Origin of the sequence: Pedobacter cryophilus (assembly GCF_005116455.1) — a bacterium.
GTDB lineage: Bacteria > Bacteroidota > Bacteroidia > Sphingobacteriales > Sphingobacteriaceae > Pseudopedobacter > Pseudopedobacter cryophilum.
This window is the reverse complement of sequence record NZ_SWBP01000010.1, coordinates 40,423-53,170: the sequence shown is the minus strand read 5'-3', so window position 1 is coordinate 53,170 and position 12,748 is coordinate 40,423. Positions and strand designations below refer to the sequence as shown.

Annotated in this window: 11 protein-coding genes; 5 read left to right on the top strand and 6 right to left on the bottom strand. The window is 34.7% G+C overall.

Annotated elements, in window-relative coordinates; translation table 11 throughout:
- Positions 1 to 271 (top strand): transposase (locus tag FA046_RS17120; RefSeq protein WP_136826055.1); only part of this gene is annotated, 271 nt, incomplete at its 5' end.
- A 149-nt stretch (positions 272 to 420) separates the two neighbouring features.
- Here the strand turns inward: FA046_RS17120 and FA046_RS17115 are convergent.
- Together FA046_RS17115 and FA046_RS17110 are read right to left on the bottom strand one after the other, a co-directional pair.
- A complete protein-coding gene (locus FA046_RS17115; RefSeq protein WP_136827764.1) occupies positions 421 to 612 on the bottom strand; it encodes a cold-shock protein in 192 nt (63 codons plus the stop codon).
- Between the two features lie 381 nt (positions 613 to 993).
- Positions 994 to 4,365, bottom strand: coding sequence for a methylmalonyl-CoA mutase family protein (locus tag FA046_RS17110; protein ID WP_136827766.1), 3,372 nt, complete (start codon positions 4,363 to 4,365; stop codon positions 994 to 996).
- A 192-nt stretch (positions 4,366 to 4,557) separates the two neighbouring features.
- On the opposite strand from FA046_RS17110, the gene FA046_RS17105 reads away from it, so the two are divergent.
- Positions 4,558 to 5,376 carry an SDR family oxidoreductase gene (locus FA046_RS17105; RefSeq protein ID WP_136827763.1) on the top strand — a complete coding sequence of 273 codons (819 nt, stop codon included), beginning with the start codon at positions 4,558 to 4,560 and terminating at the stop codon, positions 5,374 to 5,376.
- Between the two features lie 232 nt (positions 5,377 to 5,608).
- Here FA046_RS17105 and corA read toward each other — a convergent pair whose 3' ends face one another.
- A complete protein-coding gene (corA, locus tag FA046_RS17100; RefSeq protein WP_136827762.1) occupies positions 5,609 to 6,562 on the bottom strand; it encodes a magnesium/cobalt transporter CorA in 954 nt (317 codons plus the stop codon).
- 57 nt (positions 6,563 to 6,619) lie between these two features.
- Between corA and FA046_RS17095 the strand changes: the two genes are divergently transcribed.
- The gene (locus tag FA046_RS17095) at positions 6,620 to 7,564 is read left to right on the top strand and encodes a TIGR01212 family radical SAM protein (RefSeq protein ID WP_136827761.1); all 945 of its coding nucleotides are present in this window, start codon (positions 6,620 to 6,622) and stop codon (positions 7,562 to 7,564) included.
- Between the two features lie 59 nt (positions 7,565 to 7,623).
- Here the strand turns inward: FA046_RS17095 and FA046_RS17090 are convergent, their stop codons facing one another.
- Positions 7,624 to 8,094 (bottom strand): SRPBCC family protein, encoded by a 471-nt coding sequence (locus tag FA046_RS17090; protein ID WP_136827760.1) that lies wholly within the window; start codon positions 8,092 to 8,094, stop codon positions 7,624 to 7,626.
- Between the two features lie 188 nt (positions 8,095 to 8,282).
- On the opposite strand from FA046_RS17090, the gene FA046_RS17085 reads away from it, so the two are divergent.
- A complete protein-coding gene (locus tag FA046_RS17085) occupies positions 8,283 to 9,650 on the top strand; it encodes an ammonium transporter (protein WP_136827759.1) in 1,368 nt (455 codons plus the stop codon).
- Between the two features lie 56 nt (positions 9,651 to 9,706).
- On the opposite strand, the gene FA046_RS17080 is transcribed toward FA046_RS17085, so the two are convergent.
- On the bottom strand, positions 9,707 to 10,180 hold the full coding sequence (locus FA046_RS17080) for a ribonuclease H-like YkuK family protein (RefSeq protein WP_136827758.1): 474 nt from the start codon (positions 10,178 to 10,180) through the stop codon (positions 9,707 to 9,709).
- A 196-nt stretch (positions 10,181 to 10,376) separates the two neighbouring features.
- On the opposite strand from FA046_RS17080, the gene FA046_RS17075 reads away from it, so the two are divergent.
- Positions 10,377 to 10,604, top strand: coding sequence for a hypothetical protein (locus FA046_RS17075; protein WP_136827757.1), 228 nt, complete (start codon positions 10,377 to 10,379; stop codon positions 10,602 to 10,604).
- Positions 10,605 to 10,906: 302 nt separating this feature from the next.
- On the opposite strand, the gene ettA is transcribed toward FA046_RS17075, so the two are convergent.
- On the bottom strand, positions 10,907 to 12,586 hold the full coding sequence (gene ettA, locus FA046_RS17070) for an energy-dependent translational throttle protein EttA (RefSeq protein ID WP_136827756.1): 1,680 nt from the start codon (positions 12,584 to 12,586) through the stop codon (positions 10,907 to 10,909).
- Positions 12,587 to 12,748 lie beyond the last annotated feature (162 nt).

Genomic DNA, 12,748 nt, shown 5'->3' with positions numbered 1-12,748 from the left:
CATATTGAGCCATTCAAAAGATAGATTAGTCGCTTTTAAAAAATTAGCAATATGGTATAATAAAATAGAGAGATTAGGCTACAAATCCTTTAATACCATAGCAAGAACCATTCAAAACAATTATGAAACCATATTGAATTACTTTGATAATAAAAGCACAAATGCATCAGCAGAATCATTTAATGCAAAAATAAAGGCTCTTAGATCTCAATTTAGAGGGGTGAGAAATGTTAAATTCTTCCTGTTCCGATTATCTAAAATTTATGCCTAAGCTAGTCCCCAACTTTTACGCTTGATCCCTTTATTCAGTGCTTTTCTACCTTAATAAATCTTATAAATTAGGGTACAAAAAAATAACCATTGCTTTTGGCAATGGTTATTAACGATTTTAAATGTGATTTATATTAATTCAACTGCTAATTAAGCAAGTCTAACATTTATAGCATTTAATCCTTTTTTTCCGTCTTGTAAATCGAATGTTACTTCGTCGTTTTCTCTAACGTCATCTACTAAACCTGAAACATGTGCAAAGTATTCTTTGTCTGTTCCGTCTTCTTTAATAAAACCAAATCCTTTGGTTGAATTGAAGAACTTTACTACTCCATTACTCATTTTTACTAATTTTTAATTAGGCAAATGTAAATCAAATAAATGGATTAAACTAATAATAAAACAATTTAAAATAAAAGTTAAACATAATGGAGGTTCTTAAAACTGTTTTATAGTATTGCGCTCTTTTATAATGAGTGCTTCAAATGGTTTAGGTTTTGTAAACACATTTAAAAAGTTTTTGCTAGCCTAAGTAAAATAAGGCGGATAGCAGCGAAAAAACCACGGGACCAAGAGCGAGCGGATTTGTAGCGAATAGCCGGGCTATCGGGAGCTATGAAAACAGGAAATTGCCTTTCAAAAAAAAGCAGCATTCCCAATTTGGAAATAACTGCTTTTCTTTAATTCAGACTACGGTTCGCCGTCTACCGACTGCGGACTCTATTACATATTCCTTCTATACTGCCCACCAACTTCATAAAGTGCATTAGAAATTTGCCCTAAAGAACAGTATTTAGAAGCTTCCATTAAGCCTTCAAAAATATTTTCGCCATGAATGGCTTTTAGTTGTAAATCTTTTAAAAGATCTTCAGTTTTATCGGCATTTCTGTTTTGATAAGCTTTCAAATTGCTGATTTGTAATTGTTTTTCTTCTTCGGTGGCTCTAATAATTTCCCCCGGACTCACCGTTAAAGAACCTTCTTTATTTAAAAAAGTATTCACACCAATAATTGGGTACTCGCCATTATGTTTTAAGGTTTCGTAATACAAAGATTCTTCCTGTATTTTACTGCGTTGATACATGGTTTCCATTGCGCCTAAAACACCGCCACGATCGTTGATTCGTTTAAATTCGGTTAAAACCGCTTGTTCTACCAAATCTGTTAATTCTTCAATAATGAATGCGCCTTGCAGCGGATTTTCATTTTTAGCCAAGCCCAATTCTCTGTTAATAATTAACTGAATAGCCATTGCTCTACGTACAGATGCTTCTGTTGGGGTGGTAATAGCCTCATCATAAGCATTGGTATGTAGCGAATTACAGTTATCATAAATGGCGTAAAGCGCTTGTAGCGTAGTGCGGATATCGTTGAAATCAATTTCCTGAGCATGTAAAGAGCGTCCGGAAGTTTGAATATGATATTTCAGTTTCTGAGAACGATCATTCCCCTTGTATTTTTGTTTAATGGCTTTTGCCCAAATTCTACGAGCTACTCTTCCAATTACAGCGTACTCTGGATCTATTCCGTTAGAGAAAAAGAAGGAGAGGTTAGGTGCAAAATCATCAATATGCATGCCTCTGCTTAAATAATATTCTACAAAAGTGAATCCGTTTGAAAGCGTAAATGCCAATTGAGAAATTGGATTAGCACCTGCTTCGGCAATGTGATAGCCAGAAATAGAAACTGAATAGAAGTTTCTTACTTTTTCATCAATAAAATATTGCTGAATATCGCCCATCATTCGCAAGGCAAATTCTGTAGAGAAAATACAAGTGTTTTGTGCTTGGTCTTCTTTTAAAATATCGGCTTGTACGGTTCCTCTAACACTGGCAATCGCCTTTGCTTTTATCTGATTGTAAATTTCAGGAGACAAAACCTGATCTCCCGTAACTCCTAAAAGCATTAATCCTAAGCCGTCATTTCCTTTAGGTAATTCGCCTTCGTAATGTGGTCTTTTAATTCCTTTAGCTTTATAAATGGCATCAATTTTTTCAGAAACTTCAGTTTCTAAACCATGCTCAGTAATGTATTTTTCACATTGCTGATCAATGGCTGTATTCATGAAATAGCCCAAAAGCATTGGCGCTGGGCCGTTAATAGTCATGGAAACTGAAGTTGCTGGTGCGCATAAATCAAAACCAGAATATAGTTTTTTAGCATCGTCTAAAGTTGCAATACTTACCCCTGAATTTCCAATTTTACCATAAATATCAGGACGAACATGCGGGTCTTCTCCGTATAATGTAACCGAGTCAAATGCTGTAGATAAACGTTTTGCAGGTTGCCCAAAAGAAACATAATGAAAACGCTTATTGGTACGTTCTGGTCCGCCTTCGCCGGCAAACATACGGGTAGGGTCTTCTCCTTCACGCTTCAGCGGAAAAACACCGGCCGCATAAGGGAATTCTCCTGGTAAGTTTTCGGTTAATAACCATTTTAATATATCTCCCCAAGCTTCATATCTAGGTAAAGAAATTTTAGGAATTTTAAGTTTAGAAAGTGATTCGTAAAATAAAGACTGTTTGATTTCCTTATCACGAACTTTATAAATGAAGTTTTCTGCTTTGTATTGTTTTACCGTTGCAGGCCATTCTCTTAATAATCTTTTACACTCGCCATCTAATTTTTCTTCTATAAGGGCATAAGTGTCTTTTAAAGATTGAATGGTTGCATCATCTCCTTTACTTTTTTCTAAAAGCTCAATAGTGCCATGCAGTTGAAAAAGCTGTTGAGCAAATTTAGATTGTGCATTTACGTATTCATTATAAGCCTCATTAGATTCGGCAATTTCTGCCAAATAACGAGTTCTATCTGGTGGTATAATGTATATTTTTTCTGATTCTTCTTTGGTGAAAGCCATTTTAGCATCAAAATCAATTCCGGTTTTTTCTTTGATCTTTTTCATCAAAGCGGAAAACAGATTATTTGTGCCGGGATCATTAAATTGAGAAGCCATGGTGCCATATACTGGCAAATCTTCATCCTTAGCTTCAAAGATCATATGGTTGCGCTTGTATTGTTTTCTTACATCACGTATTGCATCTAGCGCACCTCTTTTATCAAATTTATTGATGGCCACCATATCGGCAAAATCCAACATATCAATTTTTTCTAATTGCGTAGCGGCGCCAAACTCGGGAGTCATCACGTACAAAGAAACATCGCAATGTTCGGTAATTTCAGTATCTGATTGCCCAATTCCAGAGGTTTCTACAATTACTAAATCAAAACCAGAAGCTTTGCAGATATTGATAGATTCTTGAACGTATTTAGAGAGCGCCAAATTAGCCTGACGAGTAGCTAAAGAACGCATATAAATTCTTGGGTTGTTAATGGCGTTCATCCTTATTCTATCGCCGAGTAAGGCACCACCTGTTTTTCTTTTAGATGGATCAACAGAAATAATGGCCATTGTTTTATCAGTTTCAACCAGAAACCTGCGTACCAATTCATCCACTAAAGATGATTTTCCTGCCCCGCCAGTACCAGTTATACCTAAAACGGGGATGGTTTTATTTCCAATGAGTTTTTGAACTTCATTTAAAAAATCAACTGCTGCTGCAGGGAAATTCTCGGCAACAGAAATCGCTGAAGCAATAGATTTAATATTTCTATTGGGTAAAGTTTTAATTTCTCCGTTTAATTTAACGATGGTAGGGAAATCACATTTAATCAACATATCGTTGATCATTCCTTGTAAACCCATGCTACGGCCATCATCAGGTGAATATATTTTAGTGATGCCGTAGGCTTCTAATTCTTTAATTTCTTCTGGCTGAATGACGCCACCACCACCGGCAAAAATTTTAATGTGTTTAGCATTTTTTTCCTGCAAAAGGTCATACATATACTTGAAGTATTCTATATGTCCGCCTTGGTAAGATGTCATGGCAATACCTTGTACATCTTCTTGAATGGCACAATTTACCACCTCATCCACAGATCTATTATGTCCTAAATGAATTACTTCTGCACCAGATGATTGTAAAATCCTTCGCATGATGTTAATTGTAGCATCATGACCATCAAAAAGAGATGCTGCGGTTACAAATCGGATTTTATTTTTAGGTTTATATACTTCGGTTTCTTGCATGTTCCGGGCGTTAAAATCATTTAAAAAGGTGGGCAAATTTACGTTTTTGAACTCATAAAGCATAGTATTAAGATGTTCGATAGACATGAATTTGATGACCAAATTAGGGTTTAGTCTAAAAACTTGGTTTAAGGCAAATTGATTAACAAAGTTTGTTTTTTGTTTATGTTATATTTGATTAAAACACACACCATGTCTAAAACCATATTCATTACCGGAGCATCCTCAGGAATTGGAAAATCAACAGCTATTTACTTTGCCAGTAAAGGGTGGAATGTAGCTGCAACTATGAGGAAACCTATAAATGAAACAGAACTAATTAATTACGATCATATCAAATGTTATGCTTTAGATGTTTTAAAAGAAGAAAACATTCAGCAGGTTTTTGAAATGGCTTTAAAAGATTTTGGTGCGATAGATGTATTGGTTAATAATGCTGGTTATGCAGCTTTAGGACCTTTTGAAGCCGCCACTAAAGATCAAATTGTAAAGCAATTTGATACCAATGTAATTGGATTGATGAGCGTTTGTCAACAATTTATCCCTTATTTTAGAAAACAAAAAAGTGGAACTATTATTAATATCGCTTCTGTTGGCGGACGATTAACTTTTCCTTTGTACAGTTTGTATCATGGTACAAAATGGGCGGTAGAAGGTTTTTCAGAATCATTAAGTTTTGAATTGCGGCCTTTCAACGTAAAAGTTAAATTGATTGAGCCTGGAGCTATTCGTACTGATTTTTATGATCGTTCTCCTGATACCTTAAAGAAAGAGGGTTTAACAGTATATGATGCTTACGCCGATAGAATTTCTGCAAATTATTTAAAAGCTGCCGCCGCAGCACCTGGTCCAGAAGTGGTTTCGCAAATTATTTGGAAAGCAGCAAATAGTAATAATTTTAGATTGCGATATGCTGTTGGTAGCGGAGCTCCGTTTCTGCTATTTTTAAGAAGGGTTTTACCTGATGCCTGGTTTATGGGTTTAGTGAGGATGTTTTTGAATAAGGAATAAGTTTCAAGTAATTAGTATTGATTTAGTATCAAGATATGAGTATCAAGTATCAAGAACCTAAAACGTTTATAAACTTGATACCGGATACTACTTTTTTATACTATATACAAGTATCAAGAACCTAAAACGTTTATAAACTTAATACTGGATACTACTTTTTTATACTATTTACAAGCATCTTGATACTTGATACTTGTGTCTTGATACTTTCTACAAGCAGCTTGATACTCTTTTACAGCCACCTTCTCTTTTTAAAATAAACTAAAGTTCCAAAAGAAGAAAGTATCATTAAAACAATGGCTACTAAATAACCGTACTGCCAATTTAATTCGGGCATCACTTTAAAATTCATTCCGTAAATACTGGCAATTAAAGTTGGAGGCATAAAAGCCACAGTGGCTACCGTAAATATTTTGATGATTCTGTTTTGCTCAATGTTAATTAAACCTAAAAAAGTGTCCTGAAGATATTCTAATCGCTCAAAGGCAAATTTATTATGTTCTAATAAAGAGCTAATATCTTTAATCATTAAACGTAAAACACCCATAGATTCTTCCGGGAAAGTGGAAGAGCGCATTAAAGATGAAATCATTCTTTGCTTATCTATAATGTTTTCACGCAACATCATATTGTCGTTTTGCAAAGAAGAAATCTTTAAAAGGTCGTCTTCATCTACTTTTTCAGTGGTTGTTTTTAAACTTTTATTAAGCTCGGCAATTTCACGGGCTATATTTTCAATCAAATCTGCATCTTGATCTATACAAGTTTCTAAAATGGTAGAAAGAATTTGATAGCCGTTTACATATAAAGTAGGGTTTGATCTAATTTTCTTTACCGATTCACCAAAAGTTTTTAAATCATCATCCCGGTAGGTAAATAAAATCCCTTTTTCTAAAATCATAGAAACCGGACTGTATTCAAAACCTTGCTCATTAATGGATAAGAAATTAGAATTGATAATAATTTCGTTATCAACTTCGCTAAAACGAGAAGAGCTTTCAATTTCTACTGATTCTTCTTCTGAAGAATATTTAATATCAAAATAAGTCTCTATGGTTACTTTTTCCTCTATTGTTGGGTTTTGTAGATCTACCCAAACCAAACTTTCCATGGGAATATCCCTCAATAAGGTTAAATCATATTCCTTCGCAAGTCGGGTATTTTTTTTATAATAGATTCTAAGCATTGCTTATTAATTTGTAATCGGCTTCAATTTGTATCTTTGCAAAAATATCATTTGACATTGGAAAAATCACTGGCTTTCGGCGAAAAGAATTATAATTACTACAGCGCTCATCTCAAACGCAAATATAACGGACAAAGAGTGTACAAAGTTATTGTAGATGGGGGTTTTACATGCCCCAATAGAGATGGCTCTAAAGGTTACGGTGGCTGCACTTATTGCAACGTAGATTCGTTTACGCCCACTTCTCGCACCATGGAAACCATGAAAGAGCAAATTGAGTACGGGATGCAAAAAGCCAGAAAAAGTTATAAAGCCGAAAAGTTTATTATTTATTTTCAGCCTAATACAAATACCTATGCGCCGGCTCATTATTTAAAAACTTTATATGATGAAGCTTTAAGTGTGAATCCGGCAGATGTTGTGGGTTTATCTGTGGGTACCAGACCAGATTGTTTGGATGCAGAGAAAATTGCACTGTTAGAAAGTTATAGCGATAGGGTAGATGTAGATTTAGAAATGGGTATGGAATCTATTTATAATGAAACCTTATCTCAAATTAATAGAGGTTGTTCTCACGATGAATTTTTAGATACCTTAAAACTGCTCGAAAACACCAAGCTAGATATTTGCGTACACACCATTTTTGGCTTACCAGGCGAAACAAAAGAAATGATGTTGGCTTACGCCGATGAAATTAACCGATTTCCACAAATCAAATTTGTGAAATTTCATCATTTACATATTGTAGAAGGTTCTATTATGGGGGCTAGATACAAAAAAGAGCCGTTTAAATTATTCAGTTTACCAGAATACACCGATTTCTTATGTGAGTTATTGCCAATGGTTCGCCCAGATTTAGTGATTCAAAGGCTTTTTGGAATTTCAGACTTAGATATGCTTATTGCTCCAAACTGGGGATTAAGAAAATCAGAAATCCAAACCTATGTTGATGATGAAATTGAAAGAAGAGGCGTAGTGCAGGGGAGTAAGTTTAAAGTTTAGAGTTCAAAGTTTAAAGTGAACATATCGTTTACCTACTTTGTTCTTTCCACTTTAAACTTCTACTTATAAACTCCAAACAATTCTTCCACCGCTTTTTCTCTGTAGTCAAATATTTCTTGAGTTTGTTTGGCTACAGTTATCGCGTTAGCTATTTGGCCAAAAATCCCGAAAGGAATGCCATAAATTAATTTATCTGTCATTAAAACACCACCTTCAATGGCTTTAAAATGATGCTCATGATGCCAAAATTTAAAAGGTCCAAAGCGTTGTTCATCAATAAAATATTCTCCCTCTTTTACATGAGTGATTTCGGTCATCCAATCTATTTTAACACCTAGAAGGGGTGCAACTTTATAAGTAATAATCATTCCCTCATACATTTTGGTATTCACTTTATAGTCAGAAGTGATGATAAAAGCCATGCTTTTAGGAGTGATTTTGGCTAAATTAATTGGAGACGAAAAAAAGTCCCAAGCTTCTTCTAAGGTTATAGGTAATTTTTGCTCAAACTTAACTGTATACGTTTTCATAATCTCCTAAACGTTCAAAATGTTAAAAGGTTTTTAGGATAAATTATGGTTGTTTATATAAATAATTGGTTGTTTTTGTGTTTTTAAATCAAAATTATATGATATTTGTAATATTATTTGATAATAATTTCATTTTTTATCAAATAATTTCTGATAATTGTATAAATAATCAAACCAAAACAAAAAAAATGAAAAATTCTATTTTTAAAAGGTTAATGCCCTTTAGTATTCTGGTCATTATTGCTATCGCAGTATTATTTGTGCAAACAAATGCAAATTTTTCTGATGAAAGCAAGTATAATCCAGCAGATGTAACTTGGATTTTAGTTGCAACGGCATTAGTTTTTATCATGACACCAGGTTTAGCTTTTTTTTATGGAGGTATGGTTCACAGAAAAAATGTGCTTTCTACCATGATAAAAAGTGTGGTTGCGGCTGGTATTGTAGGCGTTTTATGGATAGTAGTAGGATACAGTCTTTGTTTTGGAGAATCCATTAATGGTTTTATAGGCAACCCAATGACTCATTTGTTTTTTAAAGACGTAATGTCTTCTGAGCCTTGGCCATTGGCGCCAACCATCCCAAGAGGGCTATTTGCTTTTTATCAATTAATGTTTGCCGTAATTACTCCGGGTTTAGTAGTAGGTGCAGTTGCAGAACGTATTCGTTTTACCTCTTATATATTATTTACTGTTTTGTTTAGCATTTTTGTTTACGCTCCTTTAGCTCACATGACCTGGCATCCAGATGGTTTACTATTCCAAATGGGAGCTTTAGATTTTGCCGGAGGCACAGTAGTACATATTTCTGCCGGTTGTGCTGCTTTAGCAGGTGCTTTGGTTTTAAAAAGAAGAAAAGTTCACTTAGAGCATAAAGAAATACCCCCTGCAAACATTCCTTACGTATTAATAGGAACAAGTTTATTGTGGTTTGGTTGGTTTGGTTTTAACGCAGGTTCTGCCTTGGCAGCAAACGGATTAGCTGTTTCTGCTTTTGCAACTACTAATACAGCCGCAGCCGCAGCAGGTTTATCATGGATGTTTTTTGATGTATTAAGAGGAAAAAAACCTTCGGTTTTAGGTTTTTGTATTGGTGCAGTAGTAGGTTTGGTAGCTATTACACCCGCAGCAGGTTTTGTAAGCATTCACCACAGTATATTTATTGGTGTTGTAGCCGCTGTTATTTCTAATATAGTAGTTTATTTTAAGTCAAAATCTAGTTTAGACGATACTTTAGATGTATTTCCTTGCCATGGTGTTGGTGGTATGGTAGGAGTGGTGATGACGGGTATTTTTGCAACAAAATTAATTAACGGAGCCGGAAACGATGGTTTGTTTTTTGGTAACGCAGCTTTCTTTTGGGTACAAATTAAAACCTTGTTTATTGCAGTTGGTTATAGTTTTATTCTCTCTTACATCATTTTTAAAATAGTTAATTTTATAGAGCCCATTCGTGTAAGTTCCGAAGAAGAAGAATTAGGTTTAGATGAATCTCAGCACTCAGAAAATTATACCCAAGGTACCTTATTAAGCAAAGAAGAGTTCATAGCAAGTTAATTCAATTGCTTTATATCAATAAAAAAGCTTGGGCCTTACAAAAGGTTCAGGCTTTTTTATTGAACCATTTTATTAGCGCAATAAGAACTGGCAAAGGCCTCTGGTTTAGCTTTAAAAACAAAACCCATACTCAAAATATAACCCATTGCCTCATGTAGGGCCGCATTAGATTTAAAATTAGGATTGGTGTTAATATCAGCATGAACCTCTAAGTCAACATCATATAAATCTAAAAGATCACATAAAGCATAAGCACATTCAATAGATTTTTGTACCTCAGAAAGCATTCGTTCTTTAATACTCATTTTTTGAGAAGTACGCTCTTGGTGGATAAACATAAACCCACCTTTTTTTTCTCTTAAAAATACAATTACAGTAGCAAAATCAGTAATGGCTCCTTTAACTTGAGAATCTGTACCTATACAAACTTTTAATTTGTTGCCAAGGTTATACTCTCTTTCAATGGCTTGTTCTACTTCTTCTAAGATGGGCGATTTAATAGTTTCGCCGCTAAATTTTTTCCAGGTCATAAATTTTAGATTAAATTTTTTCGACCCTTTTATAGAGGTCTATAAAATTAAGTGATTGTTATTCATTGTTTTATAAATTTACGATTATTTAATTGTTAACAAATATCTTGTTATCAACAGTTTTGTTACTTTTTTCTTGCCTGTAAGTGAGTTTAATAATTGTAAATTTATTTTAACCAATTAAACAAAGGAGGAAATGATGGATGCTCAATTAAATCACGAGTTTTTGCTGATGCAGCAAAGCCGATGCAATCAAAAATACCAGCACTTAATTAATGATATTCAAGATCTGCCAGAAAAGCTTAATCAGTCTATAACTAAGCCAATGAATAAGTTTAGCAGAGGAATTTCAAGATTAGTTAAAAACAGAGGAAAAATGTTGTTCTTATTAGATAAAAGAATGAGCAAGGTTTTTAGAAAATAAATCAATTAAAAAATTATCTAAATCCTACCTGATTCTTAAATTTTTAAATATTTGGGCAACGGCCGGGCTGTGCGGTACTCCGCTATCGCTATGGTGCAAAAAAGCACAAGCTTTAAAAAAAGCTTTACCTACCATCCCTGTTGCGGGGCAGTACTAAAAATAAAATTTCGATGCAAAAAAGCAGGGTCCGCTATGCGAGACCCTGCTTGAAAAAAGAATAAAGGTTACTTATGCGCTCTTTGAGTTAAACTTTGCGTCTTTTGCGTAAAAAAAAACACAGGCATTCTTCTATTGAAAAATACCTAAACAATCTTTCTATATTTAATTCTTTTAGGCGCAATATCTCCTAAACGTTTTTTACGATTCTCTTCATAATCAGAGTAATTCCCTTCAAAAAAGTAAACTTGCGAATCGCCTTCAAAGGCTAAAATATGCGTACAAATACGATCTAAAAACCACCTATCGTGAGAAATTACCACGGCGCAACCCCCAAAATCATCTAAAGCTTCTTCTAAAGCTCTTAAAGTGTTTACATCAATATCATTGGTAGGCTCATCTAGTAAAAGCACATTACTGCCTTCTTTTAAAGTGATGGCTAAATGCACCCGGTTTCTTTCTCCACCAGATAAAACACCTACTTTCTTTTGTTGATCTGCTCCGTTAAAGTTAAATCTAGAAACATAAGCTCTGGAATTTGAAGTTCTATTTCCTAATTGTATGTTTTCTAAACCGCCAGTTATGTTTTCCCAAACAGATTTTTCGGGGTCTAAATCATCATGACTTTGATCTACATAACCCAACTTAACAGTTTCTCCCACTCTAAAAGAACCACCATCAGGTTGGTCTTGTCCGGTAATTAATCTAAACAAGGTTGTTTTTCCTGCTCCATTGGGTCCAATAATTCCAACAATACCTGCTGGTGGTAAAGAAAAAGTAAGGTTATCAAATAATACTTTATCGCCATAAGCTTTACTTACGTTGGCGGCTTCAATTACCACATTCCCTAGTCTTGGTCCGGGTGGAATAAAAAGCTCTAGTCTTTCTTCTCTTTCTTTGGTTTCTTCTGATGCTAGCTTTTCATAATTAGATAAACGAGCTTTAGATTTAGCATGACGAGCTTTTGGGGCCATTTTAGACCATTCTAATTCACGCTCAAGCGTTTTTTGGCGTTTGCTTTCTGTTTTCTCTTCTTGTGCTAAACGTTTAGATTTTTGGTCTAACCAGCTAGAGTAATTTCCTTTCCAAGGTAAACCTTCGCCTCGGTCTAATTCTAAAATCCATCCGGCTACGTTATCTAAGAAATACCTATCGTGAGTTACCGCAATTACGGTTCCTTCATATTGTTTCAAATGTTGTTCTAACCAGTCAATAGATTCGGCATCTAAGTGGTTGGTAGGCTCATCTAATAATAAAACATCGGGTTGTTGTATCAATAAGCGACATAAAGCCACTCTTCTTCTTTCCCCTCCTGACAAATTGACAACTGAAGAGTCCGGATCAGGGCAACGCAAAGCATCCATGGCTCTTTCTAACTTTGCATCTAATTCCCAGCCATTTACCGCATCAATTTTATCTTGAAGCTCGCCTTGTTTGTTCATCAACTTCTCCATCGCATCTGCATCCTCGTAAACCTCGGGCAAACCAAATTTTTCATTAATGGCCTCGTACTCTTCCAAAATATCAGTAATTTCTTTTGCGCCTTCGGCAACAATTTCTTTAACAGTTTTTGAAGGATCCAACAAAGGCTCTTGCGCCAGATAACCAACCGTATAACCCGGTGCAAACACCACTTCGCCCTGATAAGCTTTGTCTAAGCCAGCAATAATTTTAAGTACTGATGATTTTCCAGATCCGTTTAAACCAATTACACCAATTTTAGCGCCGTAAAAAAAGGAGAGGTAAATATTTTTTAGAACCTGTTTCTGAGGAGGGTAAATCTTGTTTACACCTGCCATGGAAAAGATAATTTTTTCGTCTGCCATTATTTCTTTAAAATGAATTTCAAATATCGTGTTTTTGGTCAAAAATGAGTAAAAATTGTGAACTTGCCTTAAGAAGTAGCGTTTTCCACTAAATTGGTCGTATTGTTGATAAATACTATCAAACGTTACTGAATGATTAAGAAACAAATTAATACATTAGGA

Coding starts and splice junctions, on each gene's coding strand:
- ettA (WP_136827756.1), bottom strand. CDS start 12,586: ATGGCAGACGAAAAAATTATCTTTTCCATGGCAGGTGTAAACAAGATT.
- FA046_RS17115 (WP_136827764.1), bottom strand. CDS start 612: ATGAGTAATGGAGTAGTAAAGTTCTTCAATTCAACCAAAGGATTTGGT.
- FA046_RS17090 (WP_136827760.1), bottom strand. CDS start 8,094: ATGAAAACGTATACAGTTAAGTTTGAGCAAAAATTACCTATAACCTTA.
- FA046_RS17080 (WP_136827758.1), bottom strand. CDS start 10,180: ATGACCTGGAAAAAATTTAGCGGCGAAACTATTAAATCGCCCATCTTA.
- FA046_RS17085 (WP_136827759.1), top strand. CDS start 8,283: ATGAAAAATTCTATTTTTAAAAGGTTAATGCCCTTTAGTATTCTGGTC.
- FA046_RS17075 (WP_136827757.1), top strand. CDS start 10,377: ATGATGGATGCTCAATTAAATCACGAGTTTTTGCTGATGCAGCAAAGC.
- FA046_RS17105 (WP_136827763.1), top strand. CDS start 4,558: ATGTCTAAAACCATATTCATTACCGGAGCATCCTCAGGAATTGGAAAA.
- FA046_RS17110 (WP_136827766.1), bottom strand. CDS start 4,365: ATGCAAGAAACCGAAGTATATAAACCTAAAAATAAAATCCGATTTGTA.
- corA (WP_136827762.1), bottom strand. CDS start 6,562: ATGCTTAGAATCTATTATAAAAAAAATACCCGACTTGCGAAGGAATAT.